20 protein-coding genes are annotated in these 22,700 nt (G+C 65.8%); 8 read left to right on the top strand and 12 right to left on the bottom strand.

Annotated features, from left to right (window positions below; all coding sequences use genetic code 11):
- Positions 1-28 precede the first annotated feature (28 nt).
- The 12 genes from IV454_RS33315 to IV454_RS11415 all read right to left on the bottom strand — a co-directional run bounded on the left by IV454_RS33315 (position 29) and on the right by IV454_RS11415 (position 11,881).
- Positions 29-160, bottom strand: a complete 132-nt coding sequence (locus IV454_RS33315; protein WP_282961418.1) for a hypothetical protein — start codon at positions 158-160, stop codon at positions 29-31.
- Positions 161-299: 139 nt separating this feature from the next.
- Positions 300-881 (bottom strand): cytochrome b/b6 domain-containing protein, encoded by a 582-nt coding sequence (locus IV454_RS11365; protein WP_229522185.1) that lies wholly within the window; start codon positions 879-881, stop codon positions 300-302.
- Positions 859-1,131 (bottom strand): PepSY domain-containing protein, encoded by a 273-nt coding sequence (locus tag IV454_RS11370; RefSeq protein ID WP_206091539.1) that lies wholly within the window; start codon positions 1,129-1,131, stop codon positions 859-861. The genes IV454_RS11365 and IV454_RS11370 overlap by 23 nt, the downstream gene beginning before the upstream one ends.
- 24 nt (positions 1,132-1,155) lie before the next feature.
- A complete protein-coding gene (locus tag IV454_RS11375) occupies positions 1,156-1,839 on the bottom strand; it encodes a Fe2+-dependent dioxygenase (protein ID WP_206091540.1) in 684 nt (227 codons plus the stop codon).
- Positions 1,833-2,969: an alpha-hydroxy acid oxidase gene (locus IV454_RS11380; protein ID WP_229522187.1), complete on the bottom strand. Its 1,137-nt coding sequence runs from the start codon at positions 2,967-2,969 to the stop codon at positions 1,833-1,835. Before IV454_RS11380 ends, IV454_RS11375 begins: the two co-directional genes overlap by 7 nt.
- Before the next feature lie 89 nt (positions 2,970-3,058).
- On the bottom strand, positions 3,059-5,398 hold the full coding sequence (locus IV454_RS11385) for a TonB-dependent receptor (protein WP_206091541.1): 2,340 nt from the start codon (positions 5,396-5,398) through the stop codon (positions 3,059-3,061).
- Positions 5,399-5,682: 284 nt separating this feature from the next.
- Positions 5,683-6,144: a cache domain-containing protein gene (locus IV454_RS11390; protein WP_063896243.1), complete on the bottom strand. Its 462-nt coding sequence runs from the start codon at positions 6,142-6,144 to the stop codon at positions 5,683-5,685.
- A gap of 117 nt (positions 6,145-6,261) precedes the next feature.
- On the bottom strand, positions 6,262-6,741 hold the full coding sequence (locus tag IV454_RS11395) for a tetratricopeptide repeat protein (RefSeq protein ID WP_206091542.1): 480 nt from the start codon (positions 6,739-6,741) through the stop codon (positions 6,262-6,264).
- Between the two features lie 78 nt (positions 6,742-6,819).
- Positions 6,820-7,287, bottom strand: coding sequence for a hypothetical protein (locus tag IV454_RS11400; protein ID WP_206091543.1), 468 nt, complete (start codon positions 7,285-7,287; stop codon positions 6,820-6,822).
- 4 nt (positions 7,288-7,291) lie between these two features.
- Positions 7,292-8,575: a PAAR domain-containing protein gene (locus tag IV454_RS11405; RefSeq protein WP_206091544.1), complete on the bottom strand. Its 1,284-nt coding sequence runs from the start codon at positions 8,573-8,575 to the stop codon at positions 7,292-7,294.
- A gap of 2 nt (positions 8,576-8,577) precedes the next feature.
- Positions 8,578-9,438: a DcrB-related protein gene (locus tag IV454_RS11410; RefSeq protein WP_206091545.1), complete on the bottom strand. Its 861-nt coding sequence runs from the start codon at positions 9,436-9,438 to the stop codon at positions 8,578-8,580.
- Between the two features lie 4 nt (positions 9,439-9,442).
- Positions 9,443-11,881, bottom strand: coding sequence for a type VI secretion system Vgr family protein (locus IV454_RS11415; protein WP_206091546.1), 2,439 nt, complete (start codon positions 11,879-11,881; stop codon positions 9,443-9,445).
- Between the two features lie 248 nt (positions 11,882-12,129).
- On the opposite strand from IV454_RS11415, the gene IV454_RS11420 reads away from it, so the two are divergent.
- From IV454_RS11420 to IV454_RS11455, 8 genes are all read left to right on the top strand, one after another.
- Entirely contained in the window at positions 12,130-16,641 is a 4,512-nt protein-coding gene (locus tag IV454_RS11420) for a DUF6861 domain-containing protein (RefSeq protein ID WP_206091547.1), read from the top strand.
- Between the two features lie 41 nt (positions 16,642-16,682).
- Positions 16,683-17,006: a hypothetical protein gene (locus tag IV454_RS11425; RefSeq protein WP_206091548.1), complete on the top strand. Its 324-nt coding sequence runs from the start codon at positions 16,683-16,685 to the stop codon at positions 17,004-17,006.
- The gene (locus tag IV454_RS11430; RefSeq protein WP_206091549.1) at positions 16,990-17,445 is read left to right on the top strand and encodes a VOC family protein; all 456 of its coding nucleotides are present in this window, start codon (positions 16,990-16,992) and stop codon (positions 17,443-17,445) included. The genes IV454_RS11425 and IV454_RS11430 overlap by 17 nt, the downstream gene beginning before the upstream one ends.
- A gap of 345 nt (positions 17,446-17,790) precedes the next feature.
- Positions 17,791-18,846 carry an Rpn family recombination-promoting nuclease/putative transposase gene (locus IV454_RS11435; protein ID WP_206091550.1) on the top strand — a complete coding sequence of 352 codons (1,056 nt, stop codon included), beginning with the start codon at positions 17,791-17,793 and terminating at the stop codon, positions 18,844-18,846.
- 276 nt (positions 18,847-19,122) lie between these two features.
- Positions 19,123-20,145: a phospholipase C/P1 nuclease family protein gene (locus IV454_RS11440; RefSeq protein ID WP_206091551.1), complete on the top strand. Its 1,023-nt coding sequence runs from the start codon at positions 19,123-19,125 to the stop codon at positions 20,143-20,145.
- Positions 20,142-21,470, top strand: a complete 1,329-nt coding sequence (locus IV454_RS11445) for a peptidyl-prolyl cis-trans isomerase (protein ID WP_229522191.1) — start codon at positions 20,142-20,144, stop codon at positions 21,468-21,470. Before IV454_RS11440 ends, IV454_RS11445 begins: the two co-directional genes overlap by 4 nt.
- A complete protein-coding gene (locus tag IV454_RS11450) occupies positions 21,467-21,994 on the top strand; it encodes a hypothetical protein (RefSeq protein ID WP_206091552.1) in 528 nt (175 codons plus the stop codon). The genes IV454_RS11445 and IV454_RS11450 overlap by 4 nt, the downstream gene beginning before the upstream one ends.
- A gap of 75 nt (positions 21,995-22,069) precedes the next feature.
- On the top strand, positions 22,070-22,696 hold the full coding sequence (locus IV454_RS11455) for a glycoside hydrolase family 25 protein (protein ID WP_206091553.1): 627 nt from the start codon (positions 22,070-22,072) through the stop codon (positions 22,694-22,696).
- Positions 22,697-22,700: the final 4 nt, after the last annotated feature.

The raw sequence follows: 22,700 nt of genomic DNA on the forward strand, positions 1-22,700 counted from the left end.
GAGCAGGGATTTTTTTCATGGCAGTATGCTACTGGACGGCGGCTGCGCCCGCCAGCAAGTAATCGAACAGCACGTCGTTGAGCCGCGCCACTTCTTTCGTGACCGCGGCCAGCTCGGCGCTCACCTGGCATGCCTCGATGTGCTTTAGCGTACCTTCCAAGCCATGCAGCCTGACGCCAATCGCCTGCGTTGCAGCTCGACCGCCCTATAATCATCGTTTTGTGCGAGGCCGCGCGCGTAGTGTTGGTGATGGCTTGGGATTGATATGCGCATTGCGCGCTGGCCAAGCGCCCGCCACATCAATCCTGGTCGCCTGGCGCGGGCGGCTTCTTCCTGCCTGTGATCATGGCAATGATCAGGTTTTCACGATGCTGCCAGCCCGTAAACACCACCCCGGACACATGCAGCGCAACCAGTCCCACCAGGGTCCAGGCAATACCCACGTGCAGCCGCACCGGCCAGGCATAGCCCCACAGCAGGTCGGTGGTGGCGGCCCAGCCGCTCAGGGCCAGCAGGCTCACGCAGGTCAGCAGGGCCAGCACCATCGCCCCGCCCAGCGGATTGTGGCCCAGGTGGCGCGCGGCGCGGCCCTTGGCCACGGCACGCAGGTAAGCGACGGTGGGCGCGGGAGCGCGCACGAACTGCCCGAAACGCGCATAGCGGTTGCCAGTAAAGCCCCACAGCAGGCGCGCGGCCACGATCGCCGCCGCCGCGTAGCCGATGTATTCGTGCGCCATGCCGGTCTGGCCGCTGGTGATCCAGGCCGCAAGGATGCTCGCCACCAGCGACCAGTGCAGCAGGCGCACCGGCGCATCCCAGATTTTTTGCCAATCCTGCTTCAGGGTGCGCTCGCCGGGCTTACTTCTCTTCGACGCGGGCAAAGGTCACCGGGTCGAAAAACGCTTCGATGCGCTTGCCGTCCGGGTCCTTGGCATAGACTTCGTAGCAGCTCGCGGTCGCTTCCATGCGGCGCACCACCCAGCCTTCCTTGGTCAATTTTTCGTGCAGTTCGGTGTGCGGCTTCCATTCCGATTTCGGGCGCGTGGTGCATTTCACGTCGCCGTGGGCCCACACGCCGTTGACGGCGAAGGCGAGGACGAGCGGTGCCAGTTTGGCGATGGTTGAAGTCATGGCATTTCCTTATCTATTTGAAAATCAGGTCGCTGCCCAGCGGCGCAGCAGGTTATGGTAAATCCCGGTCAGCTTGAGCAGGTTGCGGTCGTCCGCCGCCAAGCCTGGTGTCAGGTTCTGGATGGTCTGGTCCAGGTCGAACAGCAAGGTGCGCTCGGCGTCGTCGCCCACCAGGCTTTCTATCCAAAAAAACGAGGCTAACCGCGCGCCGCGCGTGACCGGCGTGACCCGGTGCAGGCTCGACGCCGGATACAGCACCATGTCGCCCGCATCGAGCTTGACGGTCTGCACGCCGAATTCGGTCTCGATTTCCAGCTCGCCGCCGTCGTACTCGCCTGGCTCCGAGAGGAACAGGGTGGCGGCCAGGTCGCTGCGCAGGCTCAGGTGCGTGTTTGGAATCTGCATCACTGCGCTATCAACGTGCGTGCCGTAGGTTTCGCCGACACTGTAGCGATTAAATTTTGGCGGATAAATCTTGCGCGGCAGGGCGGCGCCGATGAACAGCGGCGTGTTGCCGAGCGTGCGCAAAATATGATTGCCCAGGCTGACGGCCACCTCGGCACCATCGTCGATCTGGGCATTGTTCTTGGCCGAGCGTGCCAGGGTGCCGGCCGTGGCCGCGCCATCGCGCCACTCGGCCTGGTCGAGCCAGGCGCGAAACTGGCGCACCTCGTCCTTGCTCAACACCGATTCGAGGGTGGTCAGCATGGCGAACCCGGCCGCGGCAGCACGGCGCCGCTGCCGATCTCGTCCACGTTGGCGCAGCCGGCCAGCGCCATGCACACTTCGAGTTCCTCGCGCAGCAGCTTGACCATGTGCGCCACGCCGAGCGCGCCGGCCACGCTGAGCGCGTACATCTGCAGGCGCCCGATCAGCACCGCGTCGGCCCCCAGCGCCAGCGCCTTGAAGATATCGGTGCCGGAGCGGATGCCGCCGTCGAGCAGCAGCGGGAAACCGGGGCCGGTGGCGGCGCGGATGGCTGGCAGCACGTCCAGGCTGGCCGGCGCGCCGTCCAGGGTGCGTCCGCCGTGGTTCGATACCACCACCCCGGCCACGCCGATGGCGCGCAGGGCCACGGCGTCGTCCGGGTGCAGCACGCCCTTGACCAGCACCGGCAGGGTGGTCTGGCCGATCAGCCAGCGCAGGTCGTCCCAGGTCGGCGCGCTGCCCATGATGCCCTGGAAGATGTGGCTGTGCCGGGGCGGGAGCGGCGCCGTGTTGGCCGGGGCGTAGCCGCGCAGGTTGGCCGCCACGCAGTCGGGCGGCATGCGAAAGCCGGCGCGCACGGCGCGCTTGCTGGGTACCTGGATCGGCGCGTCGAGCGTGACCACGATGGCGCTGTAGCCGGCCTTGACGGCGCGCGCCAGCAAGTCTTGCGTGTCGTCGCGGCGCAGCTGGAAGTACAGCTGGAACCAGCGCTGCGGCCCGGCGCCGCGCGCCACGTCTTCCAGGGTGCAGGACGACAAGGTGCTGCTGACCAGGCAACTGTCGACCGCATGCGCGGCGCGCGCGCTTTGCAATTCGCCGGCGGCGTGCGCCAGGTTCTGGAAGGCGACCGGCGCCAGGAATACCGGGTGGGCGAACTGCTGGCCCGCCACGCTCACGCGGGTATGCCCGCCGCTGACGTCGCGCAGCAGGCGCGGATAGATATCCCAGCGCGCGAACGCGGCCAGGTTGGCGGCCACGGTCAGGTCGCGCCCGCTGCCGCCGGCCACGTAGTCGTAGCTGGGCGGCGCCATGAAGCGCTGGGCCAAGGTTTCGTAGTCGGCGGCGCAGCCGATGTCAGCGGGGATCTTGCCAAGAGGCGGCTGGGCGCCTGGGAGAGGTGTGGTCATCATAAAATGAAAAATGCCGGGAGTTACCCGGCATTGTAGCGAAGTTGCTGGCTGCTTAAGAGACTAGATGCGAGACTTGACGCGGCCCGCGCTTACAGTTCGTAGTTCAGCGCCATCCGCACCGCGCGCGCATCGCCCTTGTACAGGAAGGCGCCGGAACGGTAGACGGCCGTGAAGTAATCCTTGTTCGTGGCATTGAGCACGTTCAGGCGCAGGTCCAGCTTCTTCGAGAAGCGGTAGGCGGCGAACACGTCGTACACGGTGAACGAGGGTACCGGCTGGGCGCACTGCTTGTCGGCGGTGTAGCCGGCGGCGGTGTCGGGCTGGCCGCCGCAACGGTCGCTCTCGTAACGGGCCACGGCGCCGAACGAGAAGGCATCGGTCAGCTGGTACTTGCCCTGGGCCGAGAACGATTTCCTGGCGAAGTTGGCCAGTTCGCGGCCGATGCCGGCCGGCGCCGACGAACCGGTTACTTTCGAGCTCATCACGGCAGCGCCGATCTGGGCCGACAGCGCTTCGGTGATGTTGCCGGTCAGGCCGAATTCCACGCCCTGCACCTTGTTCTTGCCGGTGTTGAAGGTGCCGACGGTGTCATAGTTCGCACCTTCCATCACATCCTTCTTCTTGGTCTGGAACGCGGCGGCGGTGGCCAGCAGCTTGTCGCCCATCAAGTTCCACTTGGCACCGAGTTCCAGGTTGACCGAGGTTTCCGGCTTGGCGCCGGCGATCTTGTTCTGGTACAGCACGGCGCCGCCGTAGCCGCTGTTGGTGCCCGAATCGGCTTCGCCGCCGTTGATGTCCTGGGCGCTGGCTGCGCTGCCGTAGACGATCAGTTTCGGCAACACCTTGAAGCTGACGCCGGCGTGGCCGTTGACCAGGGTGTCGCTGTAGCTGTAGTCGCCCGCGATCTGGTTGGTGGCCGGGGTGCGGCGTACCAGGGACAGGTCGAAGCGGTCGGCGCGGATGCCGGCAAAGGCGGTCAGGCGCTCGGTCAGGTCGACCGTGTCCATCGCCGTCAGGGAGAAGGACTTGACTTGCCAATCCTGGTTCCAGCTGTTGCGGGCGCTGCTGCGGCCGGCGAAGTTGCCCAGGTCGGCGACCGGGACGCCATTGACGTCGTTGAAGCAGCGCGCGTTGTTCGGGCCGACGGCAATGGCGCTGCGGCAGTTGAAGGCGCCGCTGTTGGCGACCGTGAAGTTGCCCGAGACGACCTGGTGGTCGGTGTATTCGACGCCGAAGATGAATTCGTGCTTCATGCCCATGAGTTGCTTGTCCCAGCGCAGATTGCTCTGGTGGGCAAAATAATCCACGTCCTGCCAGCCGGTGTGGCCGCCGTCGAGCGCGGCGCTGACGAACGATTTGGTGGTATCGGCGGTGGCGCCGACATAGCGCGTGTTGCTCGACGCGCCGGTGGTGACGTAGGCATTGCCGGACTGGCCGTAACGGGTCAGGCTGGTCAGGGTCAGGTTGGGAGCGAGCTTCCAGTTGATGCGCGCGGTCACGGTGTCGACGTCCGAACTGAGGAAGTCGCCGGACTGGGCGTACACCGGCACGTTGGTGGCCGGTACGCGGTTGGGCACCGTACCGACCAGGAAGTGGCCCAGGTCGGGCATCTTGTCGTCGGTGCGCAGGCCGTAGTAGTCGAGCGTGAGCGACAGGTCCTTGTTCACTTCCAAGAGGCCCGACACGGCCACGCCCTTGCGGGTGCGGCTCGATGGCGCGCGGTCGGGCACGTCTTCGTCGCCGTACAGCACGTTGGCGCGCAGGGCAAAGTTGTCGCCGAAGCCTTTGTTGAAGTCGGCGCTGATCCGCTTGTGGCTGTCGGTGCCCGCGCCCACGGTGATACGCTGGAAGTCCTTGTCCAGGGTGGCTTGCTTGGTGATCGCATTGACGGCGCCGCCGGCGGTGCCGCGGCCGGCGAAGCTCGAATTCGGGCCCTTCGAAATTTCCAGCTGTTCGATGGCGAAGCTTTCGCGGGTCGTCATGCCCGGGTCGCGCAAGCCGTCGACGAACACGTCGCTGCGCGCTTCCTGGCCGCGGATGATGTAGCGGTCGCCGAAGGCATTGCCGTTTTCGCCGGTGCCCAGGGTGATGCCGGGCTGGGCGCTGAGGATTTGTTTCAGTTCGGTCATGCCGGAATCGTCGATCGCGGCCTTGGTGATCACCATGATGGTCTGCGGCGTTTCGGCCAGCGGACGGGTGTGGCGCGCATCGCCCGAGGTTTTGGCCTTGTACGGCGCGCCGACTTCGGCGTTCGGATTCGGGTCGAGGTACTTGCCGTAGACGACGACGTCGGGCAAGACTTTGCTATCTTTTTCCGATGGCGCGGCGGCGGGCGCGGCGCTCTGGGCGCTGGCGGCGAACGGCATCATCAACAAGGCACTGGACATGCCCATGGCAATACTGGTTTTCTTCATGGTATTGAACGTCATGTCGCTCTTGCTACGAAGACTCTTTGGCTGTTGCGATTGTTGTTGCTTCAAGATTAACTCCTCAAATAGATGAGGACGATTATAGCGAAATCCGCTATATGCGTAAACGTTAATCAATCTCATTTGCATTTACGGTATTGACATTTCTGTGGCGCAAGGTATGCGCGATCCATGACGTCGCGGCTGGCCGTACGCTGGCCGTCATGGCATGCTGGAATCAAACGGGGGAGGGAAGAGGGCGCATCGACGATGCGCCGGAGGAGGGCGGAAGGTCCGCCTTGCCCTTATTTCTTGTAATAGCCCGCGGAGAGGATGATGTCGTCGACTTTTTCAATATAGGCCGACTTGGCTTGCAGCTGCTTGGTGACGGGATTGACCCATTTATAGTCGACCCAGCCACTGCCCGGACTGGCGGCCTTGGCCACGATTTCCTTCATGAAGTACTTATCGTCCGCATCCTTCAAGTCGATGATGTTCTTGCCCACCATCTTGGGATTGGCGCCGTGCGCCAGGACGGTGGCCTTGGCATCCCAGACGCTCAGGTACAAGTCGCCGCTCACGAATTGACCCTTGCTGTTGCCCACTTCGGCAAGCAGCTTGTCCTTCCCGTTCGCCTTCACGAAAGCGACACCGCGTTTCACCAGCGCCGATGCTTCCTCCGCCGTGGCCGGTTCGGCCGCCAGGGCGGGTAGCGCGAACGCGAATGACGCGACGACGCCAAGGACACCCTTGATAAACATTGTCATAACCTTACTCCTTGAAGTGATGGGGAATATGCGTCTGGCATGCTTGTCGATGGTGTACCGGGCAATGGCAAAAGTCAACCGGCACAGGCTGTCTCGCCTGCGAGGCGAGCCGGGCTGCTACGCCGAACGGACGGTGGCGAGCCGCTTCAAGACCAGCTCGCGAAAGTCCGCGGCGCCGGGAAAGTGCAGGCAGGTTTCCAGGTCGGCGACGGCGGCCGGGCGGTTGCCCATCGCGTAATGCACATTGGCCCGGTTGTAGTAGGTGTACGGATACTGCGGATCGAGTTGCGCGGCCCTGGAAAAATAGCCGAGCGCCTTGTCGTACTCGGCCTGTTCCAGGCAGATCGTGCCGGCCGTGCTGTAGGCGGACGCTTCGTCATAGCCGAGCGCGAATGCACGGTCCAGGTCGGCCATGGCCAGGTCGAACTGCTTTTGCATGGCCCAGGCGGTGCCGCGGTCGGCGTAGCCCTGCATATTGTCGGGATCGACCGCGATCACGTCATTGAACAAACCCATGGCGTCCTCGGTACGGCCCTGGGCAAGAAAAGCGCGCGCGCGCAGGCAAAACGGCATCAGGTCCAGCTTTTGTGTAGTCATTTTCAGGCTCCGGGACAGCCACGCCGCGGCGTGGCAGCTGTCCTCATTCAATTAATCAAGGGCGCGGCGTGCGATCCTTCAAGCGCTGTGCGCGATCAGGCCGCTCAGATAGGTCTCGAAAGCGTCGAATTTGATGGCGCTGGCATACGGCCGCGCAGGATCCTGGCGGGCGTGCGCGCGGATCTCGGGCGGGAAGGCCTCGTTGAGCCACAGTTCCTTGTGCTTGTAGATGGCATGCGGACGGCCGTCGATGTCGTCGACCAGCACATGCCCGTTCCAGGCCGCTTCGTACAAGCGCCCCGATATCGTATTGAGAAACACGATCGCCAGATCCCCCGGCGCCAGCGGGGTATTGCCCCAGGAACTGGGCGCGTGCACGAAATCGATCTGCGCACCGGGCGCCTGGCCAGCCAGGCCGTGGCGCGCGCTGTACACGGTGATCAGGCGTGCGCGCAGGTGCTGCGGCGCCGGCTCGGCCAGCACCTCCAGCAGCACGGCATCGTGGCCGGCGACCTTATCGGCCAGGAATGCTTTGTCTTCGCTCATCGCCTCACTCTTTCGGCACCCAGGGCACGCCGACTTCTTCCAGGGCTGGCATGTAAGTGCGCATATTGCCCGTGGTTTCGGGAATCGGTATGCCCATCTGGCTCGGATAGGTTGCACAGTTGAAGGTGCAGCCGCCTTCTTTCGGGAAACCGTACAGCAGGTCGTCCATCGGCATCTTGACCCCGCGCGCCTCGTGCGCGGCGACGACGGCGTCGTACTGGGCCTGGGTCATCGGGATTTTTTGTTCGATCACGACTTGCGGCGTACCGTCGCGTCCGATGCTCGGGTTCTTCGCCACTTCGGCGAACACCGCCGTATCGTCGGTGATTATACCCTTGTACATGGTGCCTTCGCGCAGGGACTGCACCGCCTCGAAAGCCGTCATGTTCTTCGGCACGTCCGGACCGAAACCGTAAATGGTCTTGCCGCCATCGAGGGAATAGCCGACGTGGCCGGTGACCTCGTACGGGTGGGGCGGGTTTTCCCCCAGCAGGTCGACCGGCTTGCCGGCGCCGCGGAAGCCGATGATGCTGACCGACTGGTTGGGGCGGGCGGCGCGCGCCGCTTCCCAGGCGCTGCCGCCCTTGGCGCCCAGCAGGCCGCCGATCAGGCTGCCGCCCAGGGCCGACCATTTCTGGCCGTCCGAGCCTTCGCCGAAAATCGCACCGCCCAGCCAGCCGCCGCCCAGGCCGCCCAGCAGCCCGCCCGCCAGGCCGGCCACGGCCAGCAGCGGCCCGGCCAGCACCACCGCCGAGCCGATGCCGACCACCAGCAGGGCCGCGTGGACCCAGCCGGGCACCAGCTCTTCCGGCGCGATGTTGTCGGTCTGGACCGTGCCGCCGCCGATGTTGACATTGTTCGAGCCGCTGGTGATGACGGCGCTGCAGGCGATGGTGTCGTCCACCCGCGCCGCCGGCATGCCGTTGATGAAGACCGTGGCGCTGCCGGTGGCGATCGGCAAGGGCGCCTGTGGATGCTTGGCGCACAGGGTCATGTCGAGGTGGGCGCGCGCCGCCGGCTTGCCGTTGGTGAATACGTTGAAGGAGCACAGGCCTGAAATCATGCCGCTCACTTCCTTGGGCGCCCAGCTCATGGTGCTCATCGCTTCGCCCAGGCCGGCGCCCATGGCGGCGCCGGCGCCGACCATGGCGACCGCGGCCAGGCCGCCGGTGCCGACGATGACCACCGCCGCCACCGCGATGGCGGCGCCGGCCAGCAGCCCGGCCAGCAGCCAGCTCATGGTCGGGCTGTGGCCGATCGGGTCGGAAATGCGTGCCGCTTGCGCCATGCTCAGCCTTCGGTGCGGGCGCCGCCGGCGCCCTGTAAATGGGTGCGCACCTCGGCGATGCTGGCGAACGGCAGGCCGGCGCCGCCGCCCTGCAGCATCAGCCCCGGTATCAGGCGCTCGCCCAGCGCGGTGCTGCCGGGCGCCGCCGCTTCGAGCACATAGCTGCCGCTCTTGCGCCACAGCGAACCGCTGTTGGGCACCATGAAGCGCGCCTGCAGCGGCCGGCCGCCGGCGTCGAAGAAGGCCCAGGCATCCTGTTCCACTTCGCGCGCATCGGTCTTGCGGCAGGCTTCTTCCTGGTCGCCGAACACATGCAGCAGGCGGCGCCGTTCCGACAGCGCGAAGATGAAGGGCTGGGCCGGCGCCGGCGCCGGCGTCGCCTGCGCGAGCTGCGCCGCGGCCCCGAGCGGGCGGCGCAGCTTGACGCTGGCGAGCATCCGGTCGAAGGCCGCGCTCCATTCGTCGCTGAACGCGCTCAGGCAGGTGGCGGCGATCAGGATGGCGCGCGTGCTGCCGGGAGAGTCGCCCTGGGTCAGGGCGATCACCTGGCGCTGGTGCATGAAGATGCCATCCCTGCGCCAGCTATAGGCCAGGTCGAGCGCGGCCGCGTTGTCGAGCACCGCATCGAGGTTGTGGCGCAGCTGGAACTTCGGCAGTGCGCGCATCATTTCCTGGATGAGGCGGGCGCCGAATTCTTCCAGCGCTTCGCCAGGCTGGGTCTCGGCGTGCGACACCACCATGGAAAATTCGCTGGCGCCATCGTCGCTGAGCGTGAACATGTGCATGGTCTTGTCCTTGAGCCGGGCGGGCAGCTCGAAGATCAGGTCGTTCGCGTGGTAGAGCATTGTCTTGTCGTCGTTCATCTGTTTATTTGTTCAGGTCGATCCGGCTGCTGCCGACGATATCCACATGCACGCCCTCGAGCCGGATGGTGCCGTCGGCCTTCATCACGATCTTGCTCGCGCCTACCTGGAAGGTGATGTCGGTACTGGCCGTCACCAGCACATGCCCGGTCTGCGCCTTGGCCTCGATGTCGGTCTTGCCGGTCAGGTGGATATGTTCGGTCTCGGCCGTCAGTTCGATGTTCTTGTTGGCTTTCTGGTGGATGTGCGCCGTTTCCGAGGTCGTCTCGATATGCTGTTTGACGGTGGTGATGTGAAAGCCCGTGCTCACCGTATTGGTCTGGGATGGACCATGGACGATATTGTCCTGCTTGTTCTGGACCGTGGTGACCATATCCTTCTGCGAATGGATATTGATCAATTCCTTGCCCTTGGCATCGTGGATCACCATTTCGGAAAAGCCGCCGCCGCCGGGTGTCGAACGGCTCTTGAAACCCATCATGTGGGCCGCGTCCGGCAGCGCGTACGGCACCGGCTGGTCGGCATTGAACAGGCGGCCGGTGCAGACCGGGCGGTCCGGGTCGCCTTCCAGGTAATCGATGATCACTTCCTGGCCGATGCGCGGAATCGAAATGGTGCCCCAGCCCTGGCCGGCCCACGGCTGCGACACGCGGATCCAGCACGAGCTGCGTTCGTCGCGGCGCCCGTAGCGGTCCCAGTGGAACTGCACCTTGATGCGGCCGAAGGCATCGGTGTGGATCTCGGTGCCTTTCGGGCCGACCACGGTGGCCGTCTGCGGCCCCGGCATCTGCGGCGGCCGGTGGGCGCGGCGCGGCCGGTAGGGAATCTTGCGCCGGATTGCGCTGAAGGTATTCCGGTAGACGTCACTCATGCCGCGCTGGAAGTAGTTATTGCGCGCGTTGTACTGCACCGACAGCACCAGGAAGTCGTTGTCGGTGCCGTCGGCGGCATCGAACCAGTGGTGTTCCAGCAGTTTCAGGCTGTGGCCGGCAACCAGGCCGCGGCAATCGGACGCGCCGTGGAAAATCTTGGCCTGCCATTCCAGCACTTCCATGCGCTGGCGCGCTTCGCGCTTGCCGTCATCCTTGTTCTTGTACGAAAAGGCCGGATTGCCGTCGTAGATTTCCATCGGCGGCACGTCGCCCTGCACCGACACGGTCGGCTGCTCGACGTACTGCATGCTGTTGGGCGCCTTGAAGTCGAAGGTGTTCAGGGCCAGCTTGGTCGACTGCAGCATGCGCTCGGCGGTAAACGCGGTCACGCTATCCCTGTCCTGGGTGCGGTTGCCGCCATTGAAGGTGACCTCGGCATGCGCCTGTTGCGGCGGGCAAAAGCTGCTGTTGCGCGAGTCGTCGCTGATGACCATCACGTGGCCCGAGGCGCTGTGTTCGAAATAATAGAACAGGCCGTATTTTTCCATCAGGCGGCTGGTGAAATGCTCGTCCGTTTCATCGTACTGGACGATATAGTTTTCCGGCGCGTAGGTCTGGCTGGTGCGCACTTCATAGGTGGCCAGGCCGCTGTAGTCGCCCTTGAAGATCTTGTCGAGCACGCCGAGCACGGTGTCGTCCTGGAAGATGCGCGAGTTCACCCGGCGCTTGAGGTAAGCGAACCAGGGCACGATTTCGGCGTGATAAAAGGCAAAGCCGCCGTCCGAGTGGGTGAAGCCGAAGGAATTGACGTAACCGTTGATGAAATGCTCGCTGCCATCGGCCTGCTGGACGCCGACGCTGACGTTCTTGCCCATCAGATCCTTGAGATCGATCGCGGCATTTTTCGACAGCAGGTTGAGCTGGAACACGTATTGTTCCGACAGCGAGGCGGCGCCGCTCATCGATTCGATCAGCAGGGCTCGGCTGCCCTGCAGCGGCGAATAGAAACGCAGCAGGCGGGTGCCGTCGACGAAGTTGGCGGCGGCGCCGCCGGCCGCGGCACCCGCCCCGGCCACCGCATCCGGCTCGCCCGCCGGCGGCGCGCTGCGCGACGGGTCGATCGGCGAGGGCATGAACAGCGCTTCCGGCGTGGCGAAGTCGTTGACCGCCTGTCCGGCCAGGGGATGTTCGGCGATGAGCAGTGGCGCGGGCGCCGCCACGGCCGCCGGCGCCGCCGCCAGCGGGGCGGGCGCGGCCAGCTTGGCGCCGGCGACATCGGCGAGGGCCCTGGCCTGGCCCGCCACGGCCAGCGCCTTGGCCACCTCGGGACTGGCCTGGGCGGCCAGGGCCGCGCCAGCCCCGGCCAGCGCGGCGACGCCGCCGCCCGCCTGCAGGGCCGCGGCCGTATCGAGCGCGGTGTTGCCGGCGGCGAGAGCGGCGGGATCGGCCCCGGCCGCGCCGGCAACGCTGGTGGCGAGCCTGGCGGCGGCCAGCGGGGTGTCCAGCTCGGACGGCTTGGCCCCGGCAAGACCGGCGAGGGCGGGAGATTTGTCTACAGGTTGGAATGTCATGGGGAGCTCGCGCGAACAAAATTATCACGTTGAACAGCGCCAACGCCGCCGCGCACGGCGGTGTGGCCATGAATGCCTTCATGGGGCAGCGCGCGGGTCGTGGCGCACCGTCCCTGCTGTTGCCGGCATCTGCAAGTAGGAATACCCAAGAAATTGTATATATACTATCATAAGCAGGCTCGTCAATTTCGAGTTATTCAACCGCACCAACCTATCGCGTCGCATCGACGCCAGAGAGTTCGCCGCGTATGTCTACCTCCGATTCCCCCAATCATTTTTTCGACTTCCAGCGCGCCCTCAAGGATCTCGGGCGGGCCTACGACAGCGCCGGCGCCCAGGTCCGGCAGGATATCGACCGGCGCCTGCAGCGCTGGTCGCACCGGGTGGCCGACTCGGTCGATTCGGTCGGGCGCGCCGCCATGCGGATCGAGGCGGTGCGCTGCACGGTCGCGGTCGGGCTGGCCATCGATGGCGCCGAGCACCGTTTCCAGGAGTTGCTCAAGACCCAGCTCGAAGGCCTCGATTTTTCGCAGATCTGGGGCGTGCTGTGGGGCGTGGTCAAGGAAGTGGTGTTGTACGTGGGCGGCGGCGCAGCCCTGGGCGGCACCGTGGGCGGCGTGGCCGGGGCCTTTGCCGCCGGCGCCGGCGCGGTGCCGGGCGCGATCGGGGGCGCGGCCCTGGGCGCCCAGATCGGCGGCGAAATCCTGGTCTGGATGGGCCTGGGCAGCCTGGTGTTGTATATCGGCGAAACCATTCCCACGATGTGCGGCAAGATGGCCGAAGGCTTCGCCACCGCCTGGCATGCCGGCGAGCTGCCCGACAGCGCCAGGGGCCAGTACGCGGCCCAGCTGCGCCTGGCCAGCGAATCGTTCGCGCAGGGCAAGTTGCTGCTGGTGAAAGCGATCCTGGCCGCGATCGTGCTCTACCTGTCGCGCGGGCAAGCCAGCAAGTCCATGCTGATGAAGGAATTGGGCAAGAGCAAGCTCGGTCCGGGCTTCGCCGACTGGGTGGTGGCCAACGAGGCCAAGCTGATGAAGCACCCGGCGTTGCAGCCGCGCATCGCGGCAGCCGAGGGCGAAGCGGCATCGGCTGCCAAGGCGGGCGCGGGCAAGGCCAGCCCGGCGGCCGAGCCCGCGAAACCGGCGGAGCCGGCCAAGCCGGCCGACGAGCCGCCGGCCAACGAAGGCAAGGCGCGCCGGCCTTGTCCGGCCTGCCTGCTGGTGGGCCAGCCCGTCAATCCGCTTTCCGGCAGCAAAATCCTGGCGGGCGAGCTCGACCTGGACTTCGCGCTGCCCGCGGCCCTGGGGCTGGTGTGGCAGCGCAGCTACAGCTCGGCCCAGGGCCGCGCCGGATGGCTGGGGCCGGGGTGGAGCACGCCGATTTCCGATGCCTTGGAAGTGGGCGCCGGCCAGGTCGTGGTGCTCGACGCCTGGCAGCGCGAGGTCACGTTTTCGCTGCCCCAGGTGGGCGCATCGGTCTACTCGCCGTCCGAAAAAATCAGCTTGGCGCGCACCGGCGAACGCAGTTTCGAACTGATCGACGAGGATGGGCTGCGCCGCCAGTTCGCCATGGCGGCGACGGCGAGCGGTATTGCGCGCCTGGTCGGGCTGGTCGATGCCAACGGCAACCAGCTCGGCATCGGCTACGACGGCCAGCTGCCGCAGCGCATTGAAGACAGCGCCGGCCGCGTTTTCCTGCTGGCGTTCGGCGAGCATGGCGGCGCGGCGCGCCTCGACACCATCGTCCTGCTGCCGGAAGCCGGCGGCCAGGGCGAGGTGCTGGTGCGCTACGCCTACGATGCCGACGGCAACCTGGTCGAAGTGCGCAACCGCCTGGACCAGGTCACCCGCCGCTTCGCCTACCGCCAGCACCTGATGATCGAGCACGCCCAGCCGGACGCTCTGGTGTCGCGCTATGAATACGACCAGGACGGCCCGGGTGCGCGGGTGGTGCGCAACTGGACCAATAACGGCCTGTCGTGGAACTTCCGCTACCTGGCGCGGGAAACGGTGGTGACCGATAAGCTGGGGCGCGAGCAGCGCTACCGTTTCGACGCCGAGGGCGGCTTTATCGGCCACGTCGACGCGGAAGGCGGGGTCACCGAGCGTCGCCTCGATGGTAACGGCAGGCTGCTCGCCATCGTCGACCCGGGCGGGCGCGCGATCGGTTTGCGCTACGATGCGCGCGGGCGCGTGGTGCGGGTGGAACGCGACGGCAAGGGCACCGGCATCGTCTACGATGCGCGCTTCGCCAAGCCGGCCCTGATCACCGATGCGCTCGGCGCCAGCACGGCGTTGCGCTACGACGAGCGCGGCAACCTGCTGAGCGTGACCAATGCGCTCGGCCAGCGCACCGCTTACCAGTACGACGAGGCCGGCTTGCCGGTCAGGTTGACCGACGCCGCCGGCGGCGTCAAGCGGCTGGCCTACAATCGCGCCGCGCAATTGACCGCCTACACCGATTGCTCCGGCAATACGACGCGCTTCAGCTACGACGGCAACGGCACGCTGTTGCGCACCACCGATGCCCAGGGCAATGCGACCACCTACACCTGCGACCCGCTCGGACGCCTGCTGGCGGTGGTGCAGGCGGACGGTGCCACCGAGCGTTACGAATACGATGCGCTTGGCCGCCTGCTGGCGCGCATCGATCCTGCCGGGCAGCGCACCAGTTATGTGCTCGACAGCGACGGCAAGCCGCTCAAGCGCATCGATGCGCGCGGCGGCGTGGTTGAGTACCGCTATGACCCGGTGCGGCGGATGGTGGCATTGATCAACGAAAATGGCGATGCGCACCGTTTCGTCTACGACGCGCTCGACCGCCTGAGCGAAGAGACCGGATTCGATGCGTGCCTGACCCGCTACCGCTACGACGGCAGCGGCCTGCTGGTGGCGAAGGAAGAGCATGGCAGCGGTGCGCGCACCGAGTTCACCCGCATCGACACCGGCTTTGTGCGCGATAGCGCCGGGCAGTTGGTCGAGAAGATCATCACGCGCAGCACCGGGCCGGCGCAGGCGGAGCAACTGCGCTTGCGCTACGCCTACGACGATGCCGGCCGGATGATCCGCGCCATCAACGCCGACGCCGAGGTGGCGATGCAGTACGACGCCGTGGGCCAGCTGGTGGCCGAGCAGACCGACAGCGGCGGCGAGTCGACTGTACTGCGCCACGCCTACGATGAACTGGGCAACCGGATCGAGACGGTGCTGCCGGACGGGCGTGTACTGAATCATCTATTTTATGGTTCAGGCCACCTGCACCAGATCAATATTGATGGCGAGGTCATCACCGACATCGAACGCGACCAGCTGCACCGTCCGGTCAGCCGCACCCAGGGCGCGCTGGCCAGCACGTTCCGCTACGATCCGGTGGGACGGCTGCTGTCGCAGGTGGCCGCACGCAGCGGCGCGGGCGAGGGCGGCGAGCCGCTCATCGCACGCCAGTACGACTATGACGAGAGCGGCAATCTGCTGGCCATCGACGATAGGCGCAACGGGCGCACGAGCTACAGCTACGATGTGCTCGGGCGCATTTTGTCGGCCCTGCAGCCGCAGTCCGACGAGCGCTTTGCATTCGACCCCGCGCACAATCTGCTCGACGGGAGCATTGCCGGGGCTGGCCGGATCGAGGGCAACCGTGTTCGCGTGTTCGAGGATAAGCGCTATGACTACGACGCCCACGGCAACCTGAGCGAGAAGCTGGTCGGGCGCCATACGCGCATGCGCTTCACATGGAATGCCGCGCATCAGCTGGTCAAGGCGGTGGTGACGCGCCAGGCCGGCGCCGCGGCGCCGACGGTGCAGACGGTGACGTATGCCTACGATCCGTTCGGGCGCAGGATTGCCAAGCGCGATGCGTTCGCGACGACCCGCTTCGCGTGGGACGGCAATCGCCTGCTGCGCGAGACACGGGGCATGTACAGCCGCACTTACCTGTATGAGCCGGCATCGTTTGTACCGCTGGCGCACATCGACGCGCCGCTGCCAGCCGGGACGGCGCAGGACGCGCCGCAAGTGGCGTATCTTCACGCCGACCAGGTGGGCACGCCGCGCGAAATGACCGATGCGCAGGGCCGGGTCAGCTGGGCGGGGCAATATAAGGCGTGGGGCAATGTGCTGATGATCGATGTGCCGGCGGCGTTCAGCCAGGCAATTGACGCGCAACAGGCTGATTTGCACGAGCAACGAATCCGCTTTCAGGGCCAGTATGCCGATGCTGAAACCGGATTGAACTACAACAGGTTCCGGTACTATGATGCCGATGTCGGACGGTTTATCTCCAGCGATCCTGTCGGGCTGCTGGGCGGAATGAATCTGTACCAATATGCGGCAAACCCGAGCGGGTGGGTCGACCCCTTGGGATTGGCGGGGTTCCTGTTTCGCGGCGACAATGCCTATTCCGGCGGGCCGATAGGTCAGCCGATGCAAGGCGGGGTGACCGCGAACGATATCTGGCAACATGTCACAAGCAAGGGAGATGGCAGCCTGACATCCTTCTCTGAGCAATTAAAGAATGGTAATGGAACCCGGGGCGCGACATTTTTCGGCGACCCGGTGAAAGTGTCGAAAGACGCTATTGCGGACTTGGTGGCTGAAGGCAAACTCCAGACCATCACACCGGAACAGGCCAAGGAAATCATGAAAGCCGATCCGAAGTTGAAAGCGAAGGCGAACGATGTGGTGCAGATAATGAAGAAGAACAATGAAGTGCTGGTGCGCGGGGAGGTGCCGGGTGAGATTGTCGTGAAGTGCAAATGCTGATTCACGTTGATTGATGCGTAAGTTGAAAAATCGGGAACGCCATGCCTTTAGGTAGCCACGCAAACGTTTACAACACCTGCCTGTTAATTCTGCGCGAGCGCGGTTTCAAGATGCACGTGGAAGGCGAGTTGGATGACGATGGTTGTTATCCGGCCGATCTGCTGTGGATTGCCGAGAAAGACGGGTTTCGCTTCATGGGGGATAATCCCATCGAGCTGCTCGGACTGGTGGGCATCTACGACCATGTGCGGCCTTCGGAAGACCGGCCATACTGGTGGCGCAAAGAAGGCGAGGATGTATGGCAGCAAATAATGAGCGCAGCCTTTCCGGAGCCGGAGCCGGAGCCGGATGGCGGCGGCGCATGACACCTTGCCGCTTTGCTGGCGCTGGGGCCGGACCCCCATCCGGGTCCGCGCCGAGATGAGAACGGATATATTGTTGAACGTCGCGTCATGCGCGCTCGCCATCAAGTTCTATGTGGACGAATTCGGCATGTTCGAGATCGCGGCGGACTACGGCATGAATGCCATTCTGCTGCACGCGACCGGCAATCCCGGCGTTTGCCTGCAGATCAGCGAGCGCGCCGCAAAAACCGCAGGCGCGCCGCTCTTCGGCATGAGCGTCGATAGCTGCGACAGCGAGTTTGAACGCCTGACGCAGACTGTTTTCAGCAGCGGTGCCCGCCTCGTGCCGGACCGTGACGGGAAGCTTGCCGTGTTTGAATGGCCCGGTGGCAAAAGCTTCCTGCTCGAAGATCCATCGCGGAACCAGTTCATGTTGTTCGAAGATCGCATCGCTCCCTAGCTTGCATGGTGCAGCGGCGGGCGGCGTCCCCAACAATGCCGTCGGGCTGCGTGTTGTCTCTTCCTTGGCCTTGTGCTTTCGCTGGCGCGTCGACGTGTTCCGCGATCCCGTGCGCAGCCGCATGCTTGCCGACCATATGGTGGCTGGTATTGCCGGATTTTGCATGGAAACGTGCGGCGCTGTCCGTTCAGGTTTGGCGCGACGACGCCACGATGGCCGGTAGGCGGGCACTGCGGCAGGAAAGGCGGTTTATTGCAGAAACAGATGCAAGGAAGCCGCCGAAGCGCCGCCGCGCACGCCTGAGGCAGCGCAAAGGCAGGGCATGGGCGCTCGCTACAATGCGCCATGCCCACCCCTCACGACCTCGGATACCGTTCGCTGTTCGCCCACCCTGAACTGGTGCGCGAACTGATCACGGATTTTACTTCGTTCAAGCTGCTCGACGAGGTCGCGCTGTCGGCCTTCGAGCGGGTCAACCCGGCGTATGTGAGCGAGCGCCTGTCGGCACGCGAGGATGACATCGTCTGGCGCGTGCGGCTGGGCGATGAATTTCTTTACGTGTACATCCTGATCGAATGCCAGTCCGGCGTGGACCGCTGGATGGCCTTGCGCATGCAGACCTACATTGGTTTACTGTACCAGGACCTGGTCAAGGGCCACAAATTGTCCCCTGGCCTGCTGTTGCCGCCGGTGCTGCCGCTGGTGTTCTACAACGGTGCGCCGCGCTGGAGCGCCAGCATGGACTTGTCCGGACTCCTCATGCAAGCGCCCGCCGAGCTGGAGGCCTTGCAGCCGTCCCAGCGCTACGTGCTGATCGACCAGCAGCGCCTCGACAGGACAGAGTTGGAAGCGAACGCCAGCCTGCTGGCGTTGCTGTTCAGGCTTGAACTTTCGGCCGGTTCCGATGTCTTATACGAAGTCATTCCTGCCCTGAAGACATGGTTTGCAGCCGCGCCCCAGGCCAGCCTGCGGCGCTCGGTTCAGGTATGGATAAACGCTCTGCTGGCGCGCGGAGCCAGCGAACGGGCATTGTTGGTGGTTGGCAATGTGGAGGAGGGTGCCGACATGAAGGGAAAATTAGACATCTGGGCCGAGGAGTTCGAGGAGCTCGGCTTTCAAAAGGGAAACGCCGAAGGCATGGCGAAAGGTATGGAGAAAGGCAAGGAGGAAGGCAAGGCGGAAGGCAAGGCGGAAGGCAAGGCGGAAGGACAAGTCATCGCACTGCGCGGGGTGCTGGGCAGCCTGTTGCGCAATCGGTTCGGCGAGTTGCCAGTGCCGGCAACGCAGCGTATCGGCCGAGCCACGCAGGCAGAGCTCGAACAATGGTTCGCGCGCGGCCTCAACGCGACCAGCTTGCAGGCGGTGTTTGATGGCGCAACGTCGGCCCAGATAAACCACTGATTGTCGCCGGCGTCCCATCCGGCGCCGGGTCGCTTGCTTCCTGTCTTGCGGCGTCACCATTGGCCGAGCTGCACACGCGTGTAAACGATTGTTGCGAATGTGAACGCCGCCGTTCCTCACCATCCTGCCTTTCACCCTTCTGTCAACTGAAAAAACGCGACTGAGCCCGTCTCGCCACAGTCATGGCATCGTCACATTTCATCGTTACATTTTTACATTTCTTCCTTCGCGAACTATTCACGCGCTCGCCGCGTCGTGGACTCAACTGGAGTAATGATGAAACCCGGACTGCTTGCCACCAGCCTCGCGCTGGCCCTGTTTGCCAGCGCACCCGCCAAAGCATGGCAACAAGAAACGCACCGCCGCATCGTGCTCGATGCGGTCGCCTTCATGAAGAACAATCCATCGACCACCAACTACACAAGGCTGGCCGCCGGCGTCGCCAAGGCCGGCTACACGATGGAGCAGTTCGCCCAGGCAGTGGGCCAGGGCGCCTACGATGTCGACGACTTCGCCGACACCTACCTGTGCGGCGCCACCACCGGCAGCTGCCAGATGGCGCCGGTCTGGGGCCTGGGTTCCTCGCTGGCCAACTACACTTCCTACTGGCACTTCCAGAACCACAGCGCCGGCCCCGACGTGCACGGCAACGCCTTCGGCGGCTACAACTACGCCAAACTGAGCAATCGGGGCGATATCGACAAGCTGGCCGCCGGCTGGCTGGTGGGCGACTATCTCGACGACGGCGCCGGCGGCCTGAAAGGCTGGTTCGGCGACAGCAGCAAGTACAACAGCTTCGGCGTGACCGAGGCCAACTACCGCATCGGCGGCACTTCCGCCAGCAAGCAGTACGCCGATTTCGAAAGCATGCCGTTCCAGCCGATCGACAACCTCGGCCAGTACTGGTGGCAGCAATTCCTGGCGCGCCCCACCGCGCAGTCGCTCGGCTTCGTGCTGCATGCCACCGATGTGGTCCAGCCGCACCACAGCTGGGGTACTTCGGGCAATGGCCACTCGGGCTGGGAACAATGGGTCGGTGACTACTACGACCGCGAGCAGCTGGGCGATGCCGCGCTGGTGCGCGGCGCCCTGGCCAGCTTCACGCCGCTCGCGCCGGGCGCCACCGATATCCGCGCCCTGCTGACCCAGGGCGGCAGCTATTCCTACGCCAACGGCGGCATCGTGCTGTCCTCGACCGACCACGCCGACCGCCGCACGGTGGCGCGCGCCATGGTGCCGCATGCGATCGCGATGGTGGTGCACGTGCTCAACCGCGCCGCCGAGCGCCTGGCGATTTGAACCCGGCACCCACCCTGCGCGCGCTGGCCGGCGCCGTCTGGCTGGCCTGCGCCTGGCCCGCGGCGGCATTGGACCAGGGCACGGCGGCCGCCCGCATCGATGGCGCGCCGCTGCTCGCGTTCAGCGTCGAGAGCAGCTGGCGCATGGCGCGCGCCGCCGACCCGGCCGTCCAGCGCGGCGCCACCTTGGACGCGCTGATCGCCAACCGCCTGCTGGCCGAGGCGGCGCGCAAGCGCTTCGGCGAGGAGGTCCTGTCGGCCGGCCAGCGGGTCGGCTTCGCGCGCGACGTGAGCATCGACGACCAGCTGGCGAGTACCCTGCGCACCCTGTACGGCAGCGAGATGGAACAAGACCTGCGCCAGCTGCCCGGCGCGGGCCTGGACAGCCTGCTGCACCCGCAGGCGGTGAGCGACGCCGCCCTCGACACGGTGTTCGGCAAACCCGGCGCACTGCGGCTCGATCTCGATCTCGATAGCGCGCAACTGGCGCAGGCGGACAGGCTGGTGTTGCTGCGTTTCGCGCTGCCGCACGGCGGCGACGGCAGCATCACCCTGGGCGACGTGGTCCGGCGCCAGAACGTGCAGGGCAGGGTGGCCCTGTTCGCGCGCGAGCGCGACTTCATGCTGCGCCAGGCCAGGGTGCAGGTGGCGGCGCGCTATGTGCTGGACTGGAGCCGGCGCCGCTTCGGCACCGATGCCGTGGCCGACCTGCGCCGGGTGTTGGCCGACCAGGGCGATGCGCAAGCCATGCTGCGCCTGCACGGCATGGGCGACGACCAGCATGCCGGCAGTCGCCTGCTCGACCAGCTTGCCAGTCAGGTCAGCCCGGCCCAGGTGCGCGACTGGTACCGGCGCCACCGCGACGATTTCGTGCGCATCGAACGGGTACGGGCGCGCCATATCCGCCTGCCCGACGAAGCGACTGCGCAAAAAGTCGCGGCCGCGCTGGCCGCCGGCGCCGATTTCGCTACCCTGGCGCGGCGCCATTCGGTGGCGCAGGACGCGGCCGCCGGCGGCGCGCTGGGCTGGGTGCGCCACCAGGGCCGCCCGGACTGGCTGGCGCAACTGCTGTTCGCCCAGGCCGAAGGCCAGGTCTCATCCCCGGTGCGCAGCCCGGCCGGGCCGTACGCCCAGGCGCCGTGGGAAATCGTGCTGGTCGAGCAGCGCGTGCTGGGCTACCAGGAAGCCGGTTCCGAATCGGTGCGCTATGCGGCCAGCCGGGCGCTGGCGCGCGAAACGGCGGCCGCGCAATTGACGGCGCTGCGCGCTGAACTGCTGCGCAAGGCGCGCATCGACATCGCCACCGCTGCCGGAGGGCCGGCGTGAAGGCCGGCGCACTGATCGCCGCGCTGGTGGTGGCCGCTGGCGCGGCGTGGCTGGCGCTCCCGCAAGCCGGAGTGCCGGCCGCAGCACTGGCGGAGCGGCCCGCCGCAGCGCCCGCCACGGCCCAGGCGCCGCCCGTCCGGGCCGTGCAGGCGGCGGGAGCGGGATGGCTGGGCGAGGTGCCGCGCAGCGCGCCCAGCCCCGCCTGGGAAAGCATGGCCGATGCGCGCCGGCACGGCGACCCGCATACGCCGCCGCTGGCCCCTGCGGCGCTGCCCGGCAGCGGGCCGAGCGCCGCCCAGCTGGCCGATCCGCAAGCTTACCGGGCCTACGAAGCGCGCCAGGAGGCGCGCGTGCTGGCCGCCTTCGCCAGCGCCGCCGAGCTGGAAGTGCCGCGCTTGCAGGCCGATGTCGAGCGGGCCCGCGCAGCCGGCATTTCAGCGGCGCAGATCGCCAGGGTGGAAGAGAAAATCCGGCGCCTGCAGCAGTTGCGGCGCGAGATCGCCGGGCCGCTGCCGCTGCGCTAGCTGTGCACGTGCACAGTTTGTTTCGGCGCCGAAGGATGATAATCTGGCCGTCCGGGTTCTTGCCAGGAGGTCGCCATGAGCAGCACGTTCTTGAAGGGCATCGACGTTTCGCATTTCCAGGGGACCATCGACTGGGTGACGGTCGCGCGCCAGGTGCAGTTTGCCTACGCCAAGGCCAGCGAAGGCAATAGTGTCACCGATCCCTGTTTCAGCGCCAACTACGCGGCCATGCGCGCGGCCGGCATCGCGCGCGGGGCCTATCATTTTTTGCATGCGGATGTGGATGGGGCCGCACAAGCCGGTCATTTCCTGGACGTGCTGGGTGAGCCGCAAGCGGGCGACCTGCCGCCCATGCTCGATGTGGAAACGGCTTGCGGCATGCAATGCGCGGCCATCGACACGTGCGCGCTGGCTTGGCTGGCGCAGGTGCGCAAGACCTTGTCCTGCACCCCGATCATCTATTCCTCGGGCGGCTTCTGGAACAGCAATCTGGCCGGCTGCGCGGCATTGACCGATTTTCCGCTATGGATCGCCGAGTACACCAGCGCCGCCGCCCCGGTCCTGCCGCAGGGCGTGAGCAGCTATGCGATCTGGCAGCACTCGCAAACGGGCAAGCTCGACGGCATTGCCGGCGCCGTCGACCTCGACCTGTTCAATGGCAGCGCGCAGGCGCTGGCGCAACTGGCCAGGCCGGCCCGCTGAACGC

Origin of the sequence: Massilia antarctica (assembly GCF_015689335.1) — a bacterium.
In the GTDB taxonomy this organism is placed as follows: Bacteria; Pseudomonadota; Gammaproteobacteria; order Burkholderiales; family Burkholderiaceae_D; genus Telluria_A; species Telluria_A antarctica.